The organism is Blautia caccae, assembly GCF_040095955.1.
Taxonomy (GTDB): domain Bacteria; phylum Bacillota; class Clostridia; order Lachnospirales; family Lachnospiraceae; genus Blautia; species Blautia celeris.
The window spans coordinates 39,973-64,115 of record NZ_JBBMFP010000003.1; the positions used below are offsets into that span (position 1 = coordinate 39,973).

Genomic DNA, 24,143 nt, shown 5'->3' on the forward strand with positions numbered 1-24,143 from the left:
GACCGGAGGGGCCTCTTTTTTGGGCCCCTCTGCCAGCCGCCTTCTGCCGTACCCCTTTCACCTGGTTTTATAGGGCGGTAAGTGAGATGAGAAGAGGAGGGATTTTTTGAGTTTCTTAAATATGGAGGATGGGAGGGATTTTTTATGGAATCCTGCCGGATTAAATGATACAATAGTATCATTAGGGAAATTGGAACGGCCGGGGTGACGGTTTGTAAGGAGATAATCGTATGTATGATGAGATGCAGGAGAGAGTAGAGGGGTTTGCCTCGCTGATTTTGAGAAGATATTTTTGTGAGTCGGATGTGGAGTTTCTGATATCTACGTTTGATGACGATATTGTCTGGCTGGGGGCCGGGCCGCAGCAGCGGGCAGAGGGGAAGGAGGCTGTGGCAGCCTGTTTTCTGGAGGGCAGGGAAGATCTGGCGCGCTGTCATATGTACGGGGAGCGGTATGTGACAAGGGCGCTTTCCGGGGATTGCTTTCTCTGTGAGGGGGACAGTTGGATTCAGCCGGGAGAGGATACCGGGCTGTATTTTAAGACGCATCAGAGGATTACATTTATCTTTCGGTTAGTGGGGGATGAGCTGAAGACGGTTCATATCCATAATTCCGTGGATTTTTCGGATATCCAGGAGGGAGAGCTGTTTCCGGTTCAGGCGGGCAGGGATGCTTACAGAAAGCTGGAAGAAAAGCTGGCGGATAAGGACAGACAGATAGAGCTGATGCTGTCTCAGCTTCCCGGCGGAATGATGATCTGCCGCAGGGATGAGGTGTATTCTGCCAAGTGGATCAGTGATAATTTGTGCAGTCTCATGGGCTATGTGGGGCCTGAGGAATTCAGCGAGTGTACTAAAAACTGCTGCAGGGGCTTTATACTGCCGGAAGATTACAGCGGTATGAGGAGGCTGGCAGAAGAAAGTCTGGCAAAGAGTGATCTCTATTATGTGGAATATCGTGTCATGAAAAAGGACGGAAGCTGGTTCTGGGCATCGGACATGGGGAAACGTGTGTGGGATGAGGACGGGGAGGAAGTGATCTACTGCTTCATCGCGGATATATCAGAGAAGAAGGAGAGAGAACTCCAGGCTGAACTGGCGGGAAGAGAAGCTGCCCGGCAGACACGTTTTCTCATGCAGCTTTATGATTCCATACCCTGCGGTATTCTGCAGTTTGAACCGGAGCCGCCGTACCGCATCGTCAATGTCAACCGGAGAGTCTGGGAATCTTACGGCTATGAATCTGAGGAGGAGTACAGAGAAAAATACTATAGTCCGCTTCTGATGGTTCTGGAAGACGAGAGGAAAAAAATAGAAAAGAAGATACTCAGCCTGCGTGTGGGCGGCGGTACTGTGACCTACACAAGACAGGCAAGAAGAAAAGACGGGGCGCCTATGTGGATCAGTGTGATCATGGAACGTCTGGTCAATGCGGACGGCGTGGATGTTGTGCAGGCTATCTTTACGGATATTACGCGGATGCATCTACTGCAGGCAGCGCAGGAGCTGGAGCAGAGAATTGAAAACCAGTCCCTGCGGGCAGCTACCTGCACGGCATATCCTCTGATCATGAGTGTTAACCTGACCAAGAATACTTACAACTGTTTTATTGAGGAACAGTACTGCCCGTTTGCCAGGACCGGGAATTATGAAGAGATGCAGAAACGGACGCTGGAGGATATCTATCCCTCTTACAGAGAAGATTTTGAGAAATTTTCCGGAAGGGAATCCGTTCTGAAACGGTTTAAAAACGGCGAGCGGGAGCTTTACATGGAAATGCAGGAAAAGGGCCACGACGGAAAATACCACTGGATATCCATACAGCTTATCTGCGTGGAAAATCCTGTAGGGACAGATGTACTGGCCATAGAGCTGGTGAAGGTGCTTGACAGCCAGAGAGCAGAGCAGGCCAGACAGGAGCAGCTCTTACGTGATGCACTGGCAGCAGCCAAAGCGGCAAATAGCGCCAAATCGGACTTCCTGTCCAGAATGAGCCATGATATCAGAACTCCCATGAACGCCATTATCGGCATGAGCACCATCGGACAGATGAAAATTGAGGAAACACCCAGAGTCCAGGACTGTTTCCGGAAAATTGACGCTTCATCCAGATATCTGCTGTCCCTGATCAACGATATTCTGGATATGTCCAGGATAGAGACCGGAAAAATGGAGATCAACAGCAGAAAATTTAATTTCGCTGAGCTGTACGAAGAAATCTCCTCCATTATCTATCCCCAGGCTGTGGAGGCAATGATAGATTTTGAGGCCCGGCAGATTGAACCCATTGAACATTACTATGTGGGGGATGCCCTGAGGATCAAACAGATACTTATGAACCTGCTGTCCAATGCCCTGAAGTTCACACCGGCAGGAGGAAAGATCCTTGTGTGTACCCGGGAGGAAAAACGTACCAATGGACATGCCTATGTATGCCTTATGGTTGAGGATAACGGCATTGGTATGTCGGAGGAATTTATGAAGCGCATTTTCCAGCCCTTTGAGCAGGAGAGTTCAGAGAGCGCCAGAAACAATGTGGGCAGCGGCCTTGGGCTTTCCATTGTCTATAATCTGGTCCAGCTTATGGGCGGCAGTATCCGGGCGGAGAGCCGTAAGGGCGAGGGAAGCAGATTTACGGTATGCCTTCCTCTCGGTCTGGTGGATGACGATGAGGAGGAAGAGTGCAGACGGAAGACCAGAGAGCTTATGAAAGATGTGGAGGTTCTGGTGGTGGATGACGATGAGCTGGTGTGTGAGCAGACATCCGCCATTCTGGAGGAGATAGGCGCCCACTCCATCTGGGTGACTTCCGGCCGTGAGGCTGTAAAGCAGGTCAGTGATGCCGTTTCAGAGGGAAGGACCATAGATGTGGCCATGATTGACTGGAGGATGCCGGATATGGACGGTGTTGAGACAACACGCCGCATCCGGGCACTGACCGGGACAGAGACCATGATCATCATCATATCTGCATACGACTGGAGCAGCATAGAGGAGGAGGCCAGACAGGCAGGGGCCAATTTCTTTATCGCAAAGCCACTTTTCCGTTCCACTATTTTTGATACGTTCTCCAGGCTGGGGACAGCGTGCGGGGTGAGCAGGGAAGCGGAGATGGAAAAACAGGATTTTGGGGACCGCCGCGTTCTTCTGGTGGAAGACAATGACCTGAACCGGGAGATCGCCCAGTCTCTTCTGGAGATGCACGGAATACAGACAGATACAGCCGAAAACGGTGCTGAGGCTGTAGCGGCATTTGAAAAGGCACCGAAAGGGTATTATTCAGCGGTACTGATGGATATCCGTATGCCGGTCATGAACGGTCTGGAGGCTTGCAGAAGAATACGGGATCTGGAAAAACACAAAGGGGGAATGGTCCCGATTTTGGCCATGACGGCAAATGCGTTTGATGAGGACAAGGCGCAGGCCTATGAGGCGGGAATGACGGGATATCTGGTGAAGCCGCTGGAGGTAAAGGCACTTTTGGAGGAGCTGCAGACAATCTGGCAGTAAGAGAGAATCGTTTTTACAGGAGGGAATTTTTATGGAGTTGAAGAAAATCAGAATGGGTATTGTGGGGGCAGGCACCTGGGGACAGACACACGCATCTATCTATGCGGAGCATATCTGCGCTGATCCCGTAGCTATCTGTGACAGCAGGGAGGAGCGCGCCAGAGAGATCGCAGATAAATACGGGATCGGGAAGGTGTACACAGACTATCACAGTCTGGCAGCAGACCCGGATGTGGACGCGGTAGCCATTGTGACGCCGGACTTTGCCCATGCGGACATTGCGGTGGCAATGGCAAATGCGGGCAAGGATATTTTGATCGAAAAACCACTGGCAACCACCAGGGAGGACATTGAGAGAATCTGCAAGGCCGTGCGGGAGAACCATGTGCGCTGCATGGTGGACCTGCACAACCGGTGGAATCCTCCCTTCAACACAGCCAAGCAGGAGGTGGAGTCGGGAAAACTGGGAACACCTTACACAGGCTATATCCGCCACAGCGATGTAAAATGGGTGGCGACCGATATGCTTTCCTGGGCTTCCAGGTCCTCAATCCTCTGGTTTCTGGGCAGCCACAGCCTTGACACTCTGCGCTGGATCTTTCAGGATGAGGTAAAACGTGTCTACGCTGTGAAGCGGAAAGGAATCCTGGAGGAAATGGGCGTGGATACCGATGATATCTACCTGACCACCATAGAGTTTGAGCACGGCGGCATCGCCCATATGGAAAACGGATGGATCACCCCCAATGGAAATACCAATGTGAATGATTACAAATTCAGCGTTCTCTGCACAAAAGGCATGATCAATATGGATCTGTCCAGTCATAACCTGATCCAGGAGGTGACGGAGGAGAAAGCCAGCACGCCGGATATCCTGGTATCCAACCGGGTCTTTGACCGCTGCAAGGGACTTTCCTATGAAAGTATCCGCGATTTTATTGATCGCCTGGTGGACGGCAGAGAGTTCCGTGTCTCCATGGAGGATGCCAGAAGAACCGCCATCGCCATTTTGGCTATTATGGAATCAGCAGAAAAAGGCATGCCGGTGGAGGTGCATTACGATTAAAATGTGACGAAGTCCCTTTTCATATTTCTGAATATAGTATATAATCTGAAAAAAATGTTATAGATAAACATATACGGTCAGCGCAGTAAGTGCGCAGGCCTGTTGGACAGATACTATGATTTTCAGATATGGAGGACAGAATGGATTTACATTTTAAACCGGTAGAAGCAGAAGATATAGACAGACTCACCCCTCTTTTTTGCAGGCGGCCGAATAAAACGTGTGACAGCGTGTTTCTGGACAGCTTCATCTGGAGCAAACTTTACGGTGTCCGTTTTGCAGTCAGTGACGGCAGGGCGATTCAGTGGCTGATGGAGAACGACGGCATTACAGGGACAGCTATGCCGATCTGCAGTCAGGAAGATCTGGAACATTACTTTGGTGAGATTGTGGAGTATTTTAATACAGTGCTGAAGAAACCTTTATACATCCATCTTGCCGATGAGGAGGCAGTGATGGCTCTTGGGCTTATGGAGCAGAAAGACAGATTTCTTGTGACAGAGCAGGAGGATTTGAAGGATTATCTGTATGACGGGGATGCTATGAGGAGATTGTCCGGAAAGAAGCTGCATAAGAAAAAAAATCATCTCAACGGATTTAAGAGGGCATATGAGGGCAGGTATGAATACCGCCGTCTCTGCTGTTCCGACAGAGGGGATGTGTGGAAATTCCTGGACCACTGGAGAGAGCAGAAGGGGGAGGAAGTGGAAGAACACCTGGACTACGAGGTGGAAGGCATACATGAGATCCTGAAGAACTGCTCCAATCTCCAGGTCCGCATGGGCGGTGTCTATATTGACGGCAAATTGGAAGCGTTCACCATTGGCAGCTATAATCCGCTGGAGAATATGGCAGTGATTCATATAGAGAAGGCCAACCCTGAGATACGCGGACTGTACCAGTTCATTAACCAGCAGTTTCTTCTGGCTGAATTTCCGGAGGCAGAGCTTATAAACCGCGAGGATGACCTGGGCATCGAAGGGCTGAGAAAGGCGAAGATGTCTTACAATCCCGTGGGATTTGCCAGAAAATATGAAGTCAGACAGATTGATTTCAAGGCAGAAGTGTGAGGTGCGGCATGGAAGTGCGGTATCTGGACAGTTCTGAGAAAAAAAGGTGCAGGAGTCTCTGGGAGGAGGCATTCCCGGAGGATTCGGCATCTTTTGTGGATTATTATATGGAAGAAAAGACAAAGGACAACCGGATTCTGGTTCTTGAGGAAAACGGCAGAATCCTCTCCATGCTCCACAGAAATCCCTATGAGGTCTATGCAGGGGACAGGCTGTGGAAATGCGATTATATCGTAGGCGTTGCCACAGCAGAGGCTGGGCGGCGAAGAGGATATATGCGCAGGCTTATGGAGCGGGCGCTGGCGGATATGAGAGCAGAGGGGATGCCCTTTTCTTTTCTTATGCCCGCGGCAAAAGAGATTTATCTTCCTTTTGGTTTTACTTTTATTTTTGACCAGCCTGAATGGGAACTGCCGGCAATGCGGATTCAGGACAGCACACTGGCAGTGCGTCAGATCACCGGTGGTGCATCAGAGGAACTTATGGAGAGCGCAGGCAGATGGATGGAACGGTGGCTTGGAAAGAGGTATGAAGTTTTCACCAGACGTGATGCGGAATATATGAGGCGTCTTGTAAAAGAGATGGAAAGTGAGAACGGAACTTTGGAGGAGATTCAGGAGAAGGGGAAAACCGCCGGTTTTTTGGGGACATGGGGCCTTGACGGGCAGGAGCAGCGCCTTCTGCTGGCAGAACCTCCCCTGTTACGGGAAAAGGGCAGGGCCAGACCCGCTGTTATGGCAAGGATCGTGAGCCTGCCTGATTTTGTGAAGGTGATCCGCCTGGCGGAGGAAGCGCCTGCAGAACGTCTGGTCTTCTGTCTGGAAATAACGGATGAGCTGTTAGCGGAGAATCAGGGAGTGTTTCGCTGGACCCTTGACCGGACTGCATCTTTTCTTGAACGTATGTCTGCGGCAGAAGACGGAAAAGACACCTCCGGAATCATAAAAATCCACATCCGGGATCTGACGGCCTGGCTTTTCGGATACCGTGTGCCCGGGAAGATTCCGGCAGAAGCCGTGTTTATCCGTCCTATCCGGGGTGTGTTTTTAGATGAAGTGGTTTAAGCCGCAACTCCTGCAGACAGTGATGCACGGCCTGTTGAAAACATTTTTCAAAAAAGCTCCGGTTCAAAAGGTTTTACACCCTTTGGACCGGAGCTTTTTTAAGATGCGCTCTAATGGATCTCTGTTTTCCAAAATCCGTGCAGATTACAGTATGCGTAGGCTGCCACGGGTTTGTCCCCCTCTGTGAGGGCAAAGCAGGCTTTGGGATCGCCGTCTGACTTTAAACGGACTCTCTGCAGGCCCTTTTCCGTTTCCAGACAGATAAAGCCGATGCTGTGTTCCTCTGTCATGGGATGGGCAATACTTCCGACATTTACGGTGACCGTATTTCCGTTCTGCTCCACAACCGGAAGATGCTTTTCAGAGGCTCCTTCGGATGTGTTGGCCGTTAATTCCGTCAGCTCTTCTCCGCAGCAGGAAAAGCTGGCTTTTGGATCTGCACAGATGACTTCGATCAGTGTGCTGCATCCTTCTCTGCTGTAAAAATGCGGTTCATTCATGATTTATTACCTCCTTGTCTGTAATAGTTCGGACAAGCCGAACTGTTACGCATCCGGCCATTAAAAATCGCTCCGCGATGGACCGGATGCCTTATAGTCATTCCCACAGAACGTGATGTTTATGTGTTTCCTTTGACATGGTCCGTGCATTCTTTTGGTATAACTTTTGTGATTTTATGGATAATAAGTGGTAACTGAGAAGAAGGAGAGAATGCAAATGGATGAAAAAATAAATCTGCCCATTGTCAACGAAGAGGGATGCTATGAGATTCGCCTGGAGAGTATAGGCGGCCTCGGTGCAAACCTGTGCGGAAAGCTTTTGGGAGAATTGGGGGCATCGTATCTGGGGCTCAATGCATCCAGTTTTTCCAGCTATGGTTCTGAGAAGAGAGGGTCACCGGTAAAGGCATTCATCCGCTGGTGTGCGCCGGACAGGGAAATCCGCATCAGCAGTCCAGTGGAAAAGCCCCATATCCTGGGCCTCTTTCACGAAGCCCTCGCGGGGAAACTGCCGGTCACAGCAGGTGTTCTGGAGGAGACGAAAGTTGTGATCAATTCCCCGGAGTCACCGGAAACGCTCAGGGATGATCTGAAGCTTTACGCAGGCAGTGTCTATGCAGTGGATGCCCTGAAAATCGCCATGGAGAGCAAAAGCCGGGTAAACATGGTGATGCTTGGAGCCATTGTAAAAGCCGCCGGATTCATACCGCCGGAACGGGTGTATGATCTGGTAAGAGACACGGTGGGAAAGAAGTATCCCGCACTTCTGGAGCGGAATCTGGAGGGTGTGAAACGGGGATATGAGTCGGCGGAGGAGGTACATTTTTCTCCTGACGGCAGATATGAAAAGGTTCCCTACACAGAGGTACAGAACCGGTGGGGCTATAAAAATGCTCCGTACGGAGGCGTAAACACCCGCTATGGGAGTACGGTATCCAATGATCTCTCCGCGTCCAGGGAAGGATACATTCCCCTGTTCATCCAGGACAGATGTATCAACTGCGGCCTGTGCGATTCCACATGCCCTGATATGGTCTTTCAGTTCGTGAAGGGGGAATACAAGGGCAGAGAGGCAATGGTCAACAAAGGTCTTGACTATCATCACTGCAAGGGATGCCTGCGGTGTGTGGATGTATGCCCTGTCAACGCTCTGGTGCAGGGGATTGAGAGAGAACACCCGGATAAAAAATGGTTTGTCAGAAACAAGGATCTGATCGTGGATCATCTGGAATTTGAGGATGCAGGGGCAAATTCCTGGGTGACGAGCGATTCTTATCTGGAAGAGCGGAGAATGGATGGAGGGCTGGTTTGATGGAGAGACAGAAAATATTATTTGAAAGCGGAAATGAACTGGCGGCTTATGCGGCAAAACAGATCAATTACCATGTAATGGGCTATTATCCCATCACCCCGTCCACGCAGATCGCGGAATTCCTGGATTTGATGAAGGCAGAAGGAGAACATGATATTTCCCTGATCGCAGCGGAGGGAGAGCACAGTGCAGCAGGTATCTGCTACGGCGCGTCAGCAGCAGGGGCAAGGGTTTTTAATGCCACCAGTGCCAATGGGCTGCTGTACGCGCTGGAACAGCTTCCGGTACAGTCGGGTACCCGTTTTCCCATGGTACTCAATGTGGCCTGCAGGACAGTCTCAGGCCCCTTGTCCATCAAAGGGGACCACAGTGATATTATGTATACGCTGAACACAGGCTGGATCATTTTATTTGCAGATACTCCACAGGCGGTTTATGATATGAATCTGTGTGCCCTTAAAATTGCCGAGTCGGTCAGGCTGCCGGTGATCGTGGCCTTTGACGGATTCTTTACCAGCCACCAGAAGAAAAAATGCTACGTGTTTGAGGATGACAAAACCGTGGGGGATTTTATCGGCGCTTACGATGCCGAATACTCCGTGCTGGATTTGGAACATCCGGTGTCCATTGGCTCCTATATGAATGAACCGGATACGCTCAACAATAAATACCAGCTCCATCTTGCTATGGAACAGGCCCGCAGGGTGATCCCCCAGGTGCTGGAGGATTATGAAGCCCTGTCAGGGAGAAAGTACCCGCTGGCGGAGGGCTACAGGAATGAGGATGCGGAGGTGATCTTATTTCTGCTGGGTTCTTCTTATCATACAGCAAAAACAGCGGCTGACCGAATGCGGGAAGAGGGGATACGGGCGGGTGTTGTGACCCTTCACGCCCTGCGGCCTTTCCCTGCGAAGGAACTGTATGAGCTGTGCAGAAGCGCAGTGACTGTGCTGGCAGCAGACCGGCAGGACAGCTACGGTGCCGGAGGAGGCAACATGACACTGGAGCTGAAGGCAGCTCTGAAGGACCACAACAGTAAAGCCAGGGTTTTAAGCCGCGTTTACGGGCTGGGCGGAAGGGATTTCTATGTGCAGGACGCCCTGGAGCTCTTCCGGCAGTGTCTGGACGGACAGGCAGCAGCTTTTGATTACCTGGGGGTCTATCCCGGAGAGGAAGATCTGCAGGTGCAGCAGTATTTTGCCCCGATCAGCAAAGAGGATGCATCACCGGGATATATATCCAGCCGGATGGAGGAGAATGGAACCATAAAAGTGACGGGAGGAAGAGTAAACGAGAGCACAGCCATGCCGAAACGTCTGGCTCCCGGACACGGCGCCTGCCCCGGCTGCGGCATTCCGGTCAATGTAAATCTGCTCTTAAAGGGCATTGAGGGAAATGTGGTGCTTTTGTTTCAGACAGGCTGCGGTATGGTAGTCACAACCTCTTATCCAAAGACCGCTTTCCGTGTTCCCTATATCCACAATCTGTTCCAGAACGGCGCCGCCACGCTGGCAGGAGTTGTGGAGGCTTTCCGGCAGAGGCGGAAGCGGGGAGAACTGCCGGATGAGGAGATCACCTTTGTTATGGTCAGCGGTGACGGCGGTATGGATATCGGCATGGGGTCAGCACTTGGAACTGCTCTCAGAAATGATCATCTGATCATTTTCGAGTATGACAACGGGGGGTATATGAATACCGGATACCAATTGTCCTATTCAACACCCAAAGGCGCAAAAAGTTCCACGTCCCATATTGGAAAAGAGCAGTACGGAAAGACATTTTTCCACAAGGATATGCCCATGATCATGGCTGCCGCCAATCTGCCTTACGCAGCTACGGCAGCAGAATCCAATCCGGCAGACTTTATCAAAAAAGCGGCAAAGGCCAGGGAGTATGCGTCCCGTTTCGGCACAGCATATATAAAGACACTGTCCGCCTGTCCTCTGAACTGGGGAGATAAACCGAACACGGAGAGAAGGGTCATTGAAGCTGCTGTGAACTGCTGTTATTTCCCCCTCTATGAGATAGAGAACGGCATTACCACACTGAACTACGATCCGGAGAAACGGAAGAAGAAGATTCCGGTCACAGACTGGCTGCAGCTTATGGGCAGGACACGTCATCTGGCGGAGGAATCCTACAGCCGGGTAGCAGAAGAAATCCAGACAGAGGTGGACAGACGCTGGGAACGCCTGAAGGCCAGGGCGGAACATCCCCTTCTTTAGACTTGACTGGAGGCGGTATTCATCATATTATAGGAAATGATGGAAATTTGTGTCATAATTTTACAACTTAAAAAGAGAGGGAAATAATATGATGTATCTTTGGCTGCTGCTCGGCTTTGTCTTTCTGGTAAAGGGAGCGGATTTATTTGTGGACGGCTGTTCTTCCATAGCGAAGACGCTGCGGGTTCCGTCCATTATCATCGGTCTGACGATTGTAGCATTCGGCACCAGCGCGCCGGAAGCATCGGTCAGTATCATGGCATCCCTGTCAGGAAATAATGATATTGCCATCAGTAATGTCATTGGTTCCAACCTGTTCAACAGCCTGGCCGTGATCGGCGTGTGCGGTGTGGTCCTCCCCATGAAAATACAGGGCGGCCTGCTGAAAAAGGAGATGCCCTTTTCTATTCTGGTCACAGGATTGCTGCTTTTATTCTGCATGTTTTCCATTGGCGGAGGAAAGGGAGTTCTGCAGATCGGACGCCTGGAGGGGCTGGTTCTGCTTCTGTTGTTCGCGGGATTTCTGTATATGCAGATCAAGTCAGCACTGAAGACCCGCACCATCCGGCCTGAGGAGGAGAATATCGGCAAAAAGCTCAGTCCTGTAAGGAGTGTTGTATATGCGGTTCTGGGTATTGCCATGATCATCATAGGCGGAGAGCTGGTGGTTGACAGTGCAAGTGAGATTGCCGCAGCCTTCGGCATGAGCCAGACACTCATTGGTCTGACCATCGTGGCGATCGGTACCTCCCTTCCGGAGCTTGTAACTTCTGTGGTTGCCTCCACAAAGGGGGAGAATGATCTGGCTATGGGCAATGTCATAGGGTCCAATATATTTAATATTCTGCTGATCCTTGGTGCGTCAGCAGCAATCTCCCCGATGACTATAAGTATGGAGTCCATCTATGACGGAGCCGTGCTGCTGGTTATGAGCATCCTTCTTTTTTTCCTGGCAAAAAAGGGAGAAGAGATCAGCAGAAAAGAAGCAGTACTGCTTCTGGTGCTCTATGGGGGATATACGGCTTATATCATCATGCGGTGATAAAAAGGGATTCGTTTGAGTCGGCAGCAGCGGAGTCATGAAAATGGTTCTGCTGCTGTTTTATGTGTAGACATAAGAGAGGCTTTGTGTTATACTGTTTTTATTCTGATGGCAGTCTATGCCAATGAAAGTTCTTTGCAGTTCTGCAAAAGTTCCACTTGAAAAATAATTGAAAAGAAGCAGGTGATGCCTATGGGCTGAAATCTTTCTTGTACCATTTGGCAGGTGTATGTTACAATGAAGGAGGATAAATGAAATTAAAATTAGTACGTGGGATACAGACGGTTTTCCGCAGGATCCATGTTTACCGGCAATATAAGGACCGGCTTTTCCGCATGATTTTTCATGACAGGGAAGAGCTGCTTTCACTGTATAATGCGGTGAATGGAACGGAATATACAGACGCCAATGCATTGATTGTTATGACACTGAAAGATGTGATTTATCTGGGAATGAAAAACGATGTGGCTTTTTTGATCGGATGTGATTTGAACCTGTATGAACATCAGAGCACCTGGAATCCGAATATGCCTTTGAGGGGGTTGTTATACTTTGCGGATATGCTTCGGGGATATATTGAAAAGCAGGATCTGGATATCTATTCTTCCACCCGTATAAGCCTTCCTGTTCCAAGGTATATTATCTTTTATAACGGAACCCGGGATGTGCCGGATAGATCAGAGCTTTTGCTGTCTGATGCTTTTGACGATACGACCGGTGAGGCTCCCGCACTGGAGTGCAGGGCTGTGGTGCTGAATATCAATAAAGGACATAATCAGGAAATTATGGATAAATGCAAACGTTTGTCAGATTATGCATATTTTATTCAGGCAGTGCGTGATAAGCTGAATCAGGGATTCTCTTTGGAAATTGCCGTTGACCAGGCAGTACAGTTTTGTATCGAACAGGATATTCTGGCAGATATCCTGAGTCAGAATCGGGCGGAGGTGATGAATGTGTTGCTGACAACCTATAATAGAAAACAGCATAACAGAACCCTGCGGGAGGAAGGTCGGGAAGAAGGTCGAGAAGAAGGTCGAGAAGAAGGACGGTGTGAAGGTATTAACCGTATCAACGAACTGAACCGCCGGCTGCTTCTGGATGACAAGAAAGAGGATATGCTGAGGGCAGTTCAGGACTCGGCGTATCAGGAAGAACTGTTAAAGGAATATGGCTTATAAGAAGCGATAGAACATAGGTCCTATTCTGCAGCCGGAGACCGGCAGGCCATGCATGGGAGGCACAAAATGGAAAAAATACTGATTGTGGAGGATGACAGGAAAATAAGGGAAGAGCTTTGCAGTGCCCTGGAGAAAAAGGGGTATGCCTGTATTCTGCTTGAGCAGTTCGAAGATGTGGCAGGACAGATACTCCGGGAAGCACCTGACCTGGTGCTGCTGGATTTGAATCTGCCGGTACAGGACGGATTTTATATCTGCCAGGAGGTAAGAAAACAGACAGATGTGCCTGTGATCGTTGTCACCAGCTCAGACAGTGATATGGATGAGCTTATGAGTCTCCACGCGGGGGCTGATGATTTTGTCACCAAACCCTACAATATGCATGTGCTTCTGGCCCATATCGCTACCGTGCTGCACAGGGCTTACGGAAGGAAACCATCCATGGTCCTGACCCACAACGGCCTGTCCCTTGACCTTATGAAAAGCAGAATCTCTTTCCAGGGCAGAGAGGCGGATCTGACAAAAAATGAGATGGGCATTTTGAAAATGCTGATGGAACATGCAGGGAGTATTATTTCCCGCACAGATTTGATCTGCAGTCTGTGGGCAATGGAAGAATTTGTGGAGGACAGCACCCTGAATGTTAATATCAACCGCCTCAGAAAGAAACTGGCTGATTTGGGCCTGGATCATTACCTGGTCACAAAACGGGGACAGGGGTATATGGTATGAAATTTTCAGAGTATGTCAGGGATAAATGGTTTGCCATCAGCACAGGATTTCTAACCTGCTTTTTAGCGGCCCAGTTTCTCTGGATCATGGGTACGGATAAATTGGTGATCGCTGTTGTGGCAGTTCTGTATTTTCTTGGCCTTTTCTGTACAGCCTGTTATGACTGTTTCCGCAAGAAGCAGTATTATGACCATCTGGAAAGTACCTGGCAGGAACTGGAGGAGAAATCCTATCTGTCTGAGATCATAGAGGAGCCTGATTTTTATGACGGCAGACTTTTATACAGGATCATTAAGAGGAACGGCAAATACTTAAACGATGTGATCGCGGACCAGCAGCTTGAGATGATGGAATACAAAAACTATGTGCAGACCTGGGCACATGAAATAAAAACGCCGATCGCGGTGGAACACCTGATCATAGACAACCACAGAGGGCCTCTGACGTCTAGCCTGGAGGAAGAGGTGGAAAAAATAGAGTCCTATGTGGAGCAGATGCTATACTATACAAAAAGCGGCAGTCTGGAGTCTGATTACATCATTCAGCCTGTCAGTCTGAAACATATGGTGATGGAAGTGATCCGAAAGAACACGAAAATGATGGTGGCGGCAGGGATACTCCCCAGACTGGAGAATCTGGATCACGAAATCCTCACCGATACAAAATGGATGGTCTTCATTCTGGGCCAGATCGTCACAAACGCGGTAAAATACAGTGACAGCAGCAAAAAATCCTGCATTTTTTTCAGAGCCGAAGAGACAGCGGGGGATATGGTGGAATTTACCGTGGAAGACAACGGAATCGGCATCCCGGCATGTGATCTGTCCCGTGTATTTCAAAAAGGATTCACCGGAGAAAATGGAAGGGTGGTCCAAAAGTCCACCGGAATGGGGCTGTATCTCTGTAAAAAACTCTGTGACAAGATGGACATTCCTCTGGCGATCCGGTCAAAGCAGGGGGAAGGGACAAAACTAATCTTTCAATTAAAAAAAAGCTTCTCAATACCTGAGTAAGGGAATTGGGAAGCTTTTTTGACTGTGCTCTTATATTACAAAAATGTAATTTTAATGTTATGAAAACACGTTTTACCGGCAGAAAAATAATGGTACACTGTGTGCATAAAGAAGGGAACAGGAAAGGAGACAGGAAGAAATGAAAACAATTTTAAAAGTAGATAATCTTGAAAAATTTTATAAAAATAAAGGCAGTCTTACAAAGGCAGTGAATCATATCAGCTTTGAGGTACAGGAAGGAGAATACCTGGGAATCATGGGTGCCTCCGGCAGCGGCAAAACCACTCTATTAAACTGTATATCAACCGTTGACCATGCAACAGCAGGCCATATTTATGTAAATGGAAAGGACGTCACGGATATGAAGGAAACCGCCCTTGCCAGATTCCGCAGAGAGGAGCTGGGATTTATTTTCCAGAGCTTTAATCTGCTGGACACACTGACAGGCCGTGACAATATTGCGCTTGCCCTGGCAATCCTGGGAGAACATCCGAAGAAAATAGACGGTAAGATCAACAAAATTGCCCAGGAACTGGGGATCGGAGAGATCCTGGAGAAGTATCCCTATGAGATGTCGGGAGGGCAGCAGCAGAGAGTTGCCTGTGCCAGAGCCATTGTTACCAACCCCTCCTTGATCCTGGCAGATGAACCCACAGGCGCACTGGATTCCAGATCCGCAGGCATGTTTCTGGACAGCCTGGGACTTTTAAATGAAGAAAGACATGCCACGATCCTGATGGTCACCCATGATGCTTTTACAGCAAGCCACTGCAAACGCATTCTCTTTATGAAGGACGGCAGGATATTCAATGAGCTGGTCCGGGGGGCTGATTCCAGGAGAGAGTTTTTTGACAAGATCATGCAGGTAGTTTCCCTGCTGGGAGGTGACAAGGGTCATGCGTTCTAAGAAAAGAATATCAAAAAAAGTATTTAAAGAGCTGGCAGCTAAAAATGTGAAGAAAAGTGCAAAGGATTACTTTATCTATTTCTTTACCCTTACCTTTGCCGTATGTCTTTTTTACACCTTTAACTCCATCAAAGACCAGTTTGAGATTCTGGGAATCCCGGACACTTTCAATTATCTGGCAGCATCCCAGGGGGCGATCGCAGCGGTTTCCGTTGTGTCCTGTATGATCATTGGATTTCTGGTTTCCTATGCCAACCGTTTTTTGATGAAGCGAAGGAAAAAGGAGTTTGGTGTCTACTTTACTTTGGGAATGGACAGAAGAGATGTGGGCAGGCTATTGATGAAAGAGACCATGAAGATTGGCAGTGCGGCTCTTCTATCCGGACTTCTGCTGGGAATCGGCACATCTCAGGTGCTGTCCATGATTACTGCCAGAATCTCAGGGGCGGGGCTAGGCAGTTACAGTTTTATATTTTCTTTCGGTGCGGCTGTGGCTGCTGTCATTTTCTTTGGCCTTACCTTTGCGTTCGTCCATTTTTTCAATGTTCGGGAATTAAAGAAGATGGAGCTGATCGATCTGCTCTATGCGGACAGAAAGAATGAGGAAGTGCCGGAGTCAAAGAAAAGAGATGTGCTTTTGGGAATCCTCTCCATTCTGCTTTTTGTCTCGGCCTTTCTGCTCATATTCTGCCTGTCAGAAACAAAATTTCTGGAAGCCCTGACAGCAGGTGCTGCCCTGGCGGCAGCCGGCACAGTCCTGTTTTTTATATCAGCAGCCGGCATTGCCGCAGATATCATGAAGAAGAGAAAGGGGTTTTACTACAGAAAGCTGCATATCTTTGACGTGAACCAGCTTGGAAGCCGTATAAAAACAGCCGGGATATCCATTGCAGTTGTCAGTATCCTTATGTATTTGTCTGTTTCCGTTATGGGGATAGGCATGGGGCTGGGGCAGAGTGCCATCATCAAAAAGGATAAGACAGCGCCTTATGACATCAGTGTTGAGTACTATTACTTTGGGGATTCCACGGATGATGAGATGAACGGGATGTCTGTTTTGGAGAAGCTGGAGCAGCAGGGGGCAGCACTTCCGCAGTATCTGGAAAGTTCTGCGGATCTGACCATGTATGAACAGGAAAACCTGACAGAAAGCAGCCTGTTTGCCATCTGTACAGAGAATACAAAAGTAAGAAGAAATTTTGAGGATCCTCCTGTTTTGCTGCTAGGTGCTGATGATTACAATAAGGTAAGAGAACTGCTTAAGCTGGAGCCGATCACTTTAGGAGAAAATGAATATGCATTTACCTACAATGAACCGGATGCGAAAGACCTCCTGTCAGAATATGCCGGGAAGCAGAAGGAGCCGCTTGAGATAGGAGGCAAAGAGCTTACCCTGAAGGAAGGCGGCATATATGAAACAACACTGTACAACAGTAATATCTTCGGCGATATAGGGACTCTGGTGGTGCCGCAGAAGACGGCTGAAACAGGTACACCGTATTTGAAAGTAAATAATGGCATGTTTAAGGGAAATGCGGATATCGCATATGAGGAGGCAACCGCGGACCTGAATAAGGCGAAGAACTTTATCTATATAAGTCAGAAAGACATCAATGTGGAGATCATGTCAGACCAGTTGACCTCTTCCTATGTGGGAATTTATCTGGGTATTATATTTCTGGTGACCGCCGGAGCCGTGCTGGCGCTGCAGCAGCTTACCCAGTCAGCGGAAAATGAAAAGCGTTATGCTCTTCTGTCTAAAATGGGCGCAGGAGAGAAGCTGATGAGAAAATCCCTTATGACCCAGATGAAAGTGTACTTTGGTCTGCCCTTTAGCCTGGCGGCCCTCAACGCGGCATTTACTATGGCAGGAGCATATAGAAATATTCCATATCTGACAAAAGGAGAAGTATTTCAGAATATCTTTTTTGCAGCAGGACTTTCGATTGTCATATATGCGGTTTATTTCATGACAACGTATTCAGGCAGCAAACGGATTTTAAAATTATAAAGAAGGGGGGCCGAAAACGGTGTTCAAATATCTGCTGCCATGCTATAATAAATAAAAGAACCGAATACTTGTCAACAAGGTAAGCGCAGATTTCTCCGGCCGTCTTGGCGAAGGAGGAAAGGCTGATAAGGCTTAACATTTGTTTCCCGGACAAATGGGCGGATGAATATAACACTGGCAGAAAATGAAAATGGAGAAGCTGTTGACTCATAGAATACAGGAAATTCTATGTATCAGCAGTTTCTTTTTCTATGGTAGTTCATACGGTACAGGTATCCGCAGAAGAAGGAGAAGATATATGAAACTGTTGATCGTAGAAGATGATCCGGAAATCAGTGAAATGCTGAAGGATTTTTTAATAACGGAAAATTTTGAGGCTGATACAGCCCATGACGGGGCAGAAGCCTGCAGTATGTTTGAATCTGTGTCTTATGATCTTGTGCTGCTTGATCTGATGATACCTAAAATCAGCGGTATGGAGGTATTGCAGCGAATCAGAAGAAAAAGTGTGGTTCCGGTTATTATTATCTCGGCAAAAGACAGCGATTCTGACAAAACTCTTGGGCTGGGCCTTGGCGCGGATGATTATATCACAAAGCCATTTTCCGTGACTGAGGCACTGGCCCGCATTAAAGCCAATCTGCGCAGGTCCAACCAGTATGCAGCAGCGGCCCTGGGCAGATCAGAAGACAATAACAGCAGCATCGCATATGGGGAGCTGGTACTGAATCCCGATGATTACACTGTGCTGAAAAACGGCAGGAGCGTGGAACTGACCGCAAAAGAGTTCGGCATTTTGAAGCTGCTTCTGCAGAATCCGAAAAAGGTATACACTAAGGCCCAGATCTATTCCCTTATCTGGAATGATGCCTATTGTGGGGACGAGAACGCAGTAAACGTCCACATGAGCAGACTGAGGACTAAAATTGAGGATAATCCCCGTACACCGAAATATATCGTAACCGTTTGGGGAATCGGTTATAAGTTAGGAGAGATCAAATGAGTCAGGATACGATCATATTTTTTCTGGCTGCAGTTATTGCAGTGCTGTCTTTTATGGTCCTGTACCAGCGGTTCGTATTTCGGAAGGGAATACAGAAGAAAATCGGGGATATGGGAGATACATTGGAGCAGATACTGGACGAAAAAAGTGACGAAAAGGTTATGGTCTTTACGGATGATAAAGCTCTCATTCACCTGTCCTCACAGATCAACCGTCTTCTGGATGACAGGCAGAGAATCCAGGCAGATTTCAGGCGGTCCGAGATCTCTGCGAAAAATATGCTCTCCAACATTTCCCATGACATCAGGACACCTATGACCGTTATCCTGGGTTATCTGGAAATCATGCGCCTGGAAGCGGAGGGGAAGGACAAGATGGTTGCGAAGGTGGAACAGAAGGCCCGGAAAGTTATGGAGCTGATCAACCAGTTTTTCACACTTGCCAAGCTGGAATCCGGGGACACACAAGTAGAGATGGGACGTGTGAATCTGAGTGAGTGCTGCAGGGAAAATGTGTTGGATTTTTATGAGCTGCTCACCCAGAAGGAATTTCAGGTGGAGATCGAGATCCCGGAGGAACCGGTGTTTGTTGAGGGCAATGAGGAGGCGCTTCAGCGTATACTTTTTAATCTGATCTCCAATGCCGTGCGGTATGGTTCTGACGGAAAGTATCTGGGCATAGCTGTTCGTACCGAAGGGGTATTTGCCTTGATCCATGTGACGGACAGAGGAAAGGGAATCGAGAAAGCCTTTGCCGGTACCGTGTTTGAGCGGCTTTTCACCATGGAGGACTCCAGAAACCGGGAAATCCAGGGGAACGGCCTGGGCCTGACCATTGCCAGGAATCTGGCTGTAAAGATGGGAGGGGACATTACACTTGTGAGTGAACCGGATGTCAGCACAACCTTTACCGTAAAACTGAGGAAAATGACATTTTAGCATCCCGCGAAAGAAATTCGTAAGAATTATGCAAGAGTTTTGCAAATCGGGCTCTCTATAATAAGAAGTATCAAGGGAAGGAGAGAAGAGAAATGACATATATTCTTCAGACGAACCACATGACAAAATCTATAGGAAAGAAGGAACTGGTCCGGGATGTGAACATCCATATAAAAAAGGGAGAGATTTACGGATTTCTGGGACCGAATGGGGCAGGCAAGACAACGGTTATGAAAATGATCACTAATCTGTGGAAGCCTACAGAGGGAGAAATCGAAATCTTCGGGGAAAAACTTACACCCACATCCTATGGAGTGCTGAAACGGATGGGAAGTATCATAGAATTTCCAACTTTTTATGAAACCATGAGCGGGTATGACAACCTGGTACTGCACTGTGAATACATGGGATACCACAATCCGGGGAGCATTGAAAATGCCCTTGAACTGCTGCATTTAACAGAAGCAGGGAGCAAGCCGGTCAAAAGCTATTCTCTGGGCATGAAGCAGCGTCTGGGAATCGCCAGGACTATCCTCACGAAACCGGAACTTCTGGTTCTGGATGAGCCGACCAACGGCCTGGACCCGGCAGGAATGAAACAGATCCGCGATCTGCTTAAAATGCTCTGCGCAGAATACCATATCACGGTTATGATATCCACCCATATTCTATCAGAAATTGAAAGCATTGCAGACACTATTGGCGTCATTGACCATGGTAAGCTGGTGAAGGAAGTGCCAATGAAAGAGGTTGCGGAGATGAATACTTCTTATATCTATCTGGAGGTCAATGATAACAAACGGGCATCCTATGTGCTGGCCGACAAACTGGAACTGGATAACTTCAAGATCATGGACGGACACAGAATCCGTATTTATGACAGCCGTGTCACCACACAGGAGATCACCAGGGTCATGCATGACAATGGAGTGGAAGTGATCTCTATTGGAAAACAGATGGAGACTCTGGAGGATTATTTTTTGAAGCTGACGGCAGATGGGGAGTGAGGAATATGGATATGTGGAAATTAATAAAACTGGAATATAGAAAAAATAACATTAAGAAATATTTGTGGGGTGCTGTGGCAGCAGCAGTGCTGTTGGGGATTTTTATGTTTGCCCTGGCTTTTCTCGGTATTGCCAATGATCCCGACACGGGGGTGCCGGATGCGGCACCCGGAAATGAAGTGATCTCCGCGTCGGTGGAGCTGTTTACCAGTATGGTATTCCTTGTATTTACCAGTGTGATGCTGTCCACTTTTATTGTCAGTGCTTATAAGAATAAGACCATGAATCTTATGTTTTCTTATCCCATTAAGCGCCAGAAGATTATTGCTTCGCAGATGGCGGCTGTGTGGATCTTTAATTTTACAGCGCTGGTGCTTACAAAATTACTGCTTTACGGCACTATTTTAATAGGTTCCAGGTTCATGGCGTCATCGTTTATACTGGATTATCATATGGGGAGTCTGGGGTTTTATATCCAACTGCTTCTGAAATCAGCCGTTATTGTCAGCATGAGTTTTATCGCCCTGTTCACAGGCCTGGCGATGAAATCCTCCAAGGCAGTGATCGTTACTTCATTTCTGCTGATCTTTCTGACGCAGGCAAATGTAGGCGACTTTACGCTGGCGGACAATGCTGTGTTTCCGGTAATTCTGACACTGATTTCCCTGCTGTTTGCATTTCTTTCCGTATGCGGGGCGGAGAAGAAGGACCTGATTTGACAGAATAGATGTCTATTTTTGGAATATATCAAGCGCATGACTTGTGATACCTGCCAGATCCTCCCGTTCACAGGTGGCAAAGTGGTATTTCAGATAAAGCGCAAATGCACGGTCATCCATTGCGTCCACTGCTTCGCGCATACACAGGGCGAAACCGTCTGCTGCCACGTAATGCAGCCGGGTTACGGGAAGTTCACACATCAGGTCATCAATGTTTTCCTTTCTTACAAGTTCAAACAAATCTTTCGGTTTGGATATGGCGGCAAATGTATGGGGGTCAAGCTGGCCCCCTTCTATATATTCCGCAACATTGATATTGCCCCGGTGGAATCCTTCATCCAAAAGGCAGCCGTCAGATATCACATAAGCGGCAAAGATCACGCCTCCTTTTTTCGTCACACGGATGGCTTCGCGCAGTGCCTGCAGTTTATCCTCCCTGCTGTACAGGTGGTACAGAGGGCCGAGAAGCAGCGTAATGTCATAGGTATCGTTGGGGAAGGCGGATAAATCCATGGCGTTTCCATGGGTGATGGATATGCGTTCCTCCTCCCGGGTGTTTTTGCGGAAAACCTCTATATTGTGCGCAACCAGTTCCACGGCATCTACCGTGTATCCCTGACGCGCCAATGCATGGGAGTACCGGCCGGTTCCGGCACCAATCTCCAGTACCCGGTGGCAGGGTTTTATATATTTTTCGATATAATGCATTGTGGTGAGAAACTCAACAGAGCCGTGTTTTGATATCAGCCGGCTGTCCTCGTCGTAATGCTTGTAAAAGTCAGTCAGGTATGGATTTGTTTTCATACGGCGCCCCTTTCGTCAGGAAATTCCCAATCCGGCTTTTCCTGTTTTATAAAAGCAGACAATACATTTCTGAGCATTTTTTCAGCGGTTTCTCTGTTTAGAGCTGTTTTTTTCGTCACGGTCAGAACGGCGATGCCGTGGGTATAGAGAAATAGATCCAGAAATATGACTTTCCCGTTTTCCGGTTCCAATCCCATGGACGCGGAGAAACGTTCTGCATTTCTTTCATTGTCACTTTCCCTGTAAAAGTCCTCTGCATCGGTCATCATCAGATCCATATCATTTACAAACAGCAGTTTAAACAGATGCGGCTCCCTGTCGGCAAATTCCAGGTATGAAAGAGGAAGTAATAAGCAGAAGGGGGTATGGGCGGAAGTTTGATAATGTATCATGTACTGTTTGTAATATTCATATGCGAATGTAAGAAATTCTTTTTTTAATTCCTCCATGTTTTCATAACAGGTAAAAATTGGCCGGGTAGAACACTGCAGTTTATTTGCAATGCTTCTGGCGTTGACCGTTTCAAATCCGGATTCTCTTGTGATATCCAGAACCGTATTCAAAATCATTTCTTTCGATATTTTGGCTTTGGGCGGCATGTACGAACCTCTCTATGTAAAGTTTGTAAGGCAACATATGTTACATAACTATTGTTGCATAAGGTGTGGATAATGTCAACAGAGAGTTTTATATTTTTTACAGGGGGAGGATTTTCGGAGATTCATGATCGCAGTGAAAACGGCGGTTTTGAATGATATGACAAAACCGCCGTCTTAAACTTAATATTTATCTTCTCACTGGTCTGACATACTTAAAGAAACGTTCGGGATTATAATAAAGATATATGATTCTTCCGGGGGATGTATCATAGCAGTAACCGGTGTCCGTAAAATCAAAGGAGGACATTGCCTTTTCAATCTTTTCTTCCACGCTGCGGTTTTCCTGTTCATAATCGAAGGGTCCATGTTCAAAAACAATATATTCTGCTTCGGGAACGTCGATCATAAGCATCTGCGGCGGAACTTCACCGCTGTAGTCAGCAGGTAGACGTGCGCCATAACACTCTGTGCGCGGAAAACCCCAATCACAGAGTCTGCCGTCCGGATCATTGATATAAGCTGTGATCTGGCCGCTGCCGCTGTCTGATTCACTGCCGCCGTCATCATCCAGCTTGCCCTTGATACTGTCCAGCAGGCCGCAGATCGTTTCCCGGTCCTGTCCGGGGATCAGAGCCTGTTTCTGCCAGAAGTCCCAATACCCATTGCTCTCATAGTTTTTAATGTGTAAGTATTTATGCGCGGGAATGGTTATAAAATAAATTTTGATATCATCTGTAGATTTTATCATTCCAATTTCTCCTAATCCTAGAAAGTAGCGGTCGAAAGGGTTTATTTTTGTCCGGAGAACCACAGGTTTCGGTTTTTTCCTGTATTCACTTGGAGTGACGCCGTATTCTGTCTTAAATGCTCTGGTAAAAGCTTCATGGGATGAAAAACCGTAAGCAAAAGCAATATCAATAAGCGTTTTTTCGCTGTCCCGGACTTCTTTTAACGCGAATGCCAATTTTCTGTGCCGGAGATAATCCCGGAACTGCATACCTGATATTTCTTTGAATTTCCTTGTTGTATAAAATTCAGAATAACCCAGCCTGCCGGATAGAGCGTGCAGTGTCAGGGATTCGTCATTATAATTTTTGATACTTTGATCGATCTCATCCACAATGATCTGAATCTGTTTCTGCCATTCATACATTTTTCAGTTTACCTCGTTTCAACCACCCTATATGCATTATAAAGAAAATGGAGGGGGCATGCTTGATTTTACTTGCTGTAATTTTTGGGGGTACTGTATACACGGAAAGGTCATAGTGTTATGCAGTAATATTATACCCTATTGATTTGTGATGATAAAGCAAGGATACGCGGTTGCCTGGTGCGGACCGGAGTTTAGGATTGAAGGATTTGACTGAAAATTGTATAATTAAAATAAATATTGACAGGTATTAAACATGATATGTGAGCGGGATTGTATTAGGGTATA

The 24,143-nt window shown here is 47.8% G+C and carries 20 protein-coding genes; 16 read left to right on the forward strand and 4 right to left on the reverse strand.

From position 1 onward, the window contains the following. The first annotated feature begins 230 nt into the window (after positions 1 to 230). From WMO65_RS03755 to WMO65_RS03770, 4 genes are all read left to right on the forward strand, one after another. Positions 231 to 3,509, forward strand: a complete 3,279-nt coding sequence (locus WMO65_RS03755) for a response regulator (protein WP_148392660.1) — start codon at positions 231 to 233, stop codon at positions 3,507 to 3,509. 31 nt (positions 3,510 to 3,540) lie between these two features. Next, complete coding sequence (locus tag WMO65_RS03760; protein ID WP_033142324.1) at positions 3,541 to 4,575, forward strand: Gfo/Idh/MocA family protein; 1,035 nt, start codon at positions 3,541 to 3,543, stop codon at positions 4,573 to 4,575. Between the two features lie 140 nt (positions 4,576 to 4,715). Further along, positions 4,716 to 5,645: a DUF2156 domain-containing protein gene (locus tag WMO65_RS03765; protein ID WP_033142325.1), complete on the forward strand. Its 930-nt coding sequence runs from the start codon at positions 4,716 to 4,718 to the stop codon at positions 5,643 to 5,645. A gap of 8 nt (positions 5,646 to 5,653) precedes the next feature. Further along, positions 5,654 to 6,709: a GNAT family N-acetyltransferase gene (locus WMO65_RS03770; RefSeq protein WP_148392659.1), complete on the forward strand. Its 1,056-nt coding sequence runs from the start codon at positions 5,654 to 5,656 to the stop codon at positions 6,707 to 6,709. A 110-nt stretch (positions 6,710 to 6,819) separates the two neighbouring features. Here WMO65_RS03770 and WMO65_RS03775 read toward each other — a convergent pair whose 3' ends face one another. Further along, entirely contained in the window at positions 6,820 to 7,209 is a 390-nt protein-coding gene (locus WMO65_RS03775; protein WP_033142327.1) for a desulfoferrodoxin family protein, read from the reverse strand. Between the two features lie 217 nt (positions 7,210 to 7,426). Here WMO65_RS03775 and WMO65_RS03780 point away from each other — a divergent pair, with 217 nt between their 5' ends. The 12 genes from WMO65_RS03780 (at position 7,427) to WMO65_RS03835 (ending at position 21,299) form a co-directional block, all read left to right on the forward strand. Then, positions 7,427 to 8,521 carry a 2-oxoacid:acceptor oxidoreductase family protein gene (locus WMO65_RS03780; protein WP_103731693.1) on the forward strand — a complete coding sequence of 365 codons (1,095 nt, stop codon included), beginning with the start codon at positions 7,427 to 7,429 and terminating at the stop codon, positions 8,519 to 8,521. After that, on the forward strand, positions 8,521 to 10,746 hold the full coding sequence (locus WMO65_RS03785; RefSeq protein ID WP_207708209.1) for a thiamine pyrophosphate-dependent enzyme: 2,226 nt from the start codon (positions 8,521 to 8,523) through the stop codon (positions 10,744 to 10,746). Before WMO65_RS03780 ends, WMO65_RS03785 begins: the two co-directional genes overlap by 1 nt. Before the next feature lie 88 nt (positions 10,747 to 10,834). Beyond that, positions 10,835 to 11,788: a calcium/sodium antiporter gene (locus tag WMO65_RS03790; RefSeq protein WP_033142330.1), complete on the forward strand. Its 954-nt coding sequence runs from the start codon at positions 10,835 to 10,837 to the stop codon at positions 11,786 to 11,788. Between the two features lie 251 nt (positions 11,789 to 12,039). Further along, positions 12,040 to 12,969: a hypothetical protein gene (locus WMO65_RS03795; protein WP_148392657.1), complete on the forward strand. Its 930-nt coding sequence runs from the start codon at positions 12,040 to 12,042 to the stop codon at positions 12,967 to 12,969. 66 nt (positions 12,970 to 13,035) lie between these two features. After that, positions 13,036 to 13,701, forward strand: coding sequence for a response regulator transcription factor (locus tag WMO65_RS03800; RefSeq protein ID WP_033142331.1), 666 nt, complete (start codon positions 13,036 to 13,038; stop codon positions 13,699 to 13,701). Next, positions 13,698 to 14,714: a sensor histidine kinase gene (locus WMO65_RS03805; protein WP_148392656.1), complete on the forward strand. Its 1,017-nt coding sequence runs from the start codon at positions 13,698 to 13,700 to the stop codon at positions 14,712 to 14,714. Before WMO65_RS03800 ends, WMO65_RS03805 begins: the two co-directional genes overlap by 4 nt. A gap of 139 nt (positions 14,715 to 14,853) precedes the next feature. Then, the gene (locus WMO65_RS03810; protein WP_033142333.1) at positions 14,854 to 15,621 is read left to right on the forward strand and encodes an ABC transporter ATP-binding protein; all 768 of its coding nucleotides are present in this window, start codon (positions 14,854 to 14,856) and stop codon (positions 15,619 to 15,621) included. Further along, on the forward strand, positions 15,611 to 17,632 hold the full coding sequence (locus WMO65_RS03815) for an FtsX-like permease family protein (protein WP_148392655.1): 2,022 nt from the start codon (positions 15,611 to 15,613) through the stop codon (positions 17,630 to 17,632). Before WMO65_RS03810 ends, WMO65_RS03815 begins: the two co-directional genes overlap by 11 nt. A gap of 298 nt (positions 17,633 to 17,930) precedes the next feature. Continuing rightward, a complete protein-coding gene (locus WMO65_RS03820; RefSeq protein WP_103732828.1) occupies positions 17,931 to 18,635 on the forward strand; it encodes a response regulator transcription factor in 705 nt (234 codons plus the stop codon). After that, positions 18,632 to 19,573 carry a sensor histidine kinase gene (locus WMO65_RS03825; RefSeq protein WP_148392654.1) on the forward strand — a complete coding sequence of 314 codons (942 nt, stop codon included), beginning with the start codon at positions 18,632 to 18,634 and terminating at the stop codon, positions 19,571 to 19,573. Before WMO65_RS03820 ends, WMO65_RS03825 begins: the two co-directional genes overlap by 4 nt. A gap of 92 nt (positions 19,574 to 19,665) precedes the next feature. Continuing rightward, positions 19,666 to 20,580: an ATP-binding cassette domain-containing protein gene (locus WMO65_RS03830; RefSeq protein ID WP_148392653.1), complete on the forward strand. Its 915-nt coding sequence runs from the start codon at positions 19,666 to 19,668 to the stop codon at positions 20,578 to 20,580. Between the two features lie 11 nt (positions 20,581 to 20,591). After that, positions 20,592 to 21,299, forward strand: coding sequence for a hypothetical protein (locus WMO65_RS03835; RefSeq protein ID WP_033142393.1), 708 nt, complete (start codon positions 20,592 to 20,594; stop codon positions 21,297 to 21,299). Positions 21,300 to 21,311: 12 nt separating this feature from the next. Here WMO65_RS03835 and WMO65_RS03840 read toward each other — a convergent pair whose 3' ends face one another. From WMO65_RS03840 to WMO65_RS03850, 3 genes are all read right to left on the reverse strand, one after another. Continuing rightward, the gene (locus tag WMO65_RS03840) at positions 21,312 to 22,103 is read right to left on the reverse strand and encodes a class I SAM-dependent methyltransferase (protein WP_148392652.1); all 792 of its coding nucleotides are present in this window, start codon (positions 22,101 to 22,103) and stop codon (positions 21,312 to 21,314) included. After that, entirely contained in the window at positions 22,100 to 22,702 is a 603-nt protein-coding gene (locus WMO65_RS03845) for a TetR/AcrR family transcriptional regulator (RefSeq protein ID WP_148392651.1), read from the reverse strand. Before WMO65_RS03845 ends, WMO65_RS03840 begins: the two co-directional genes overlap by 4 nt. Positions 22,703 to 22,889: 187 nt before the next feature. Continuing rightward, positions 22,890 to 23,855 carry a helix-turn-helix transcriptional regulator gene (locus WMO65_RS03850; RefSeq protein ID WP_033142340.1) on the reverse strand — a complete coding sequence of 322 codons (966 nt, stop codon included), beginning with the start codon at positions 23,853 to 23,855 and terminating at the stop codon, positions 22,890 to 22,892. Positions 23,856 to 24,143 lie beyond the last annotated feature (288 nt).

Bases quoted from the DNA above. Each gene is read 5' to 3' on its own strand.
- WMO65_RS03755 (WP_148392660.1), top strand. From the start codon at position 231: ATGTATGATGAGATGCAGGAGAGAGTAGAGGGGTTTGCCTCGCTGATT.
- WMO65_RS03760 (WP_033142324.1), top strand. From the start codon at position 3,541: ATGGAGTTGAAGAAAATCAGAATGGGTATTGTGGGGGCAGGCACCTGG.
- WMO65_RS03765 (WP_033142325.1), top strand. From the start codon at position 4,716: ATGGATTTACATTTTAAACCGGTAGAAGCAGAAGATATAGACAGACTC.
- WMO65_RS03770 (WP_148392659.1), top strand. From the start codon at position 5,654: ATGGAAGTGCGGTATCTGGACAGTTCTGAGAAAAAAAGGTGCAGGAGT.
- WMO65_RS03775 (WP_033142327.1), bottom strand. From the start codon at position 7,209: ATGAATGAACCGCATTTTTACAGCAGAGAAGGATGCAGCACACTGATC.
- WMO65_RS03780 (WP_103731693.1), top strand. From the start codon at position 7,427: ATGGATGAAAAAATAAATCTGCCCATTGTCAACGAAGAGGGATGCTAT.
- WMO65_RS03785 (WP_207708209.1), top strand. From the start codon at position 8,521: ATGGAGAGACAGAAAATATTATTTGAAAGCGGAAATGAACTGGCGGCT.
- WMO65_RS03790 (WP_033142330.1), top strand. From the start codon at position 10,835: ATGATGTATCTTTGGCTGCTGCTCGGCTTTGTCTTTCTGGTAAAGGGA.
- WMO65_RS03795 (WP_148392657.1), top strand. From the start codon at position 12,040: ATGAAATTAAAATTAGTACGTGGGATACAGACGGTTTTCCGCAGGATC.
- WMO65_RS03800 (WP_033142331.1), top strand. From the start codon at position 13,036: ATGGAAAAAATACTGATTGTGGAGGATGACAGGAAAATAAGGGAAGAG.
- WMO65_RS03805 (WP_148392656.1), top strand. From the start codon at position 13,698: ATGAAATTTTCAGAGTATGTCAGGGATAAATGGTTTGCCATCAGCACA.
- WMO65_RS03810 (WP_033142333.1), top strand. From the start codon at position 14,854: ATGAAAACAATTTTAAAAGTAGATAATCTTGAAAAATTTTATAAAAAT.
- WMO65_RS03815 (WP_148392655.1), top strand. From the start codon at position 15,611: ATGCGTTCTAAGAAAAGAATATCAAAAAAAGTATTTAAAGAGCTGGCA.
- WMO65_RS03820 (WP_103732828.1), top strand. From the start codon at position 17,931: ATGAAACTGTTGATCGTAGAAGATGATCCGGAAATCAGTGAAATGCTG.
- WMO65_RS03825 (WP_148392654.1), top strand. From the start codon at position 18,632: ATGAGTCAGGATACGATCATATTTTTTCTGGCTGCAGTTATTGCAGTG.
- WMO65_RS03830 (WP_148392653.1), top strand. From the start codon at position 19,666: ATGACATATATTCTTCAGACGAACCACATGACAAAATCTATAGGAAAG.
- WMO65_RS03835 (WP_033142393.1), top strand. From the start codon at position 20,592: ATGTGGAAATTAATAAAACTGGAATATAGAAAAAATAACATTAAGAAA.
- WMO65_RS03840 (WP_148392652.1), bottom strand. From the start codon at position 22,103: ATGAAAACAAATCCATACCTGACTGACTTTTACAAGCATTACGACGAG.
- WMO65_RS03845 (WP_148392651.1), bottom strand. From the start codon at position 22,702: ATGCCGCCCAAAGCCAAAATATCGAAAGAAATGATTTTGAATACGGTT.
- WMO65_RS03850 (WP_033142340.1), bottom strand. From the start codon at position 23,855: ATGTATGAATGGCAGAAACAGATTCAGATCATTGTGGATGAGATCGAT.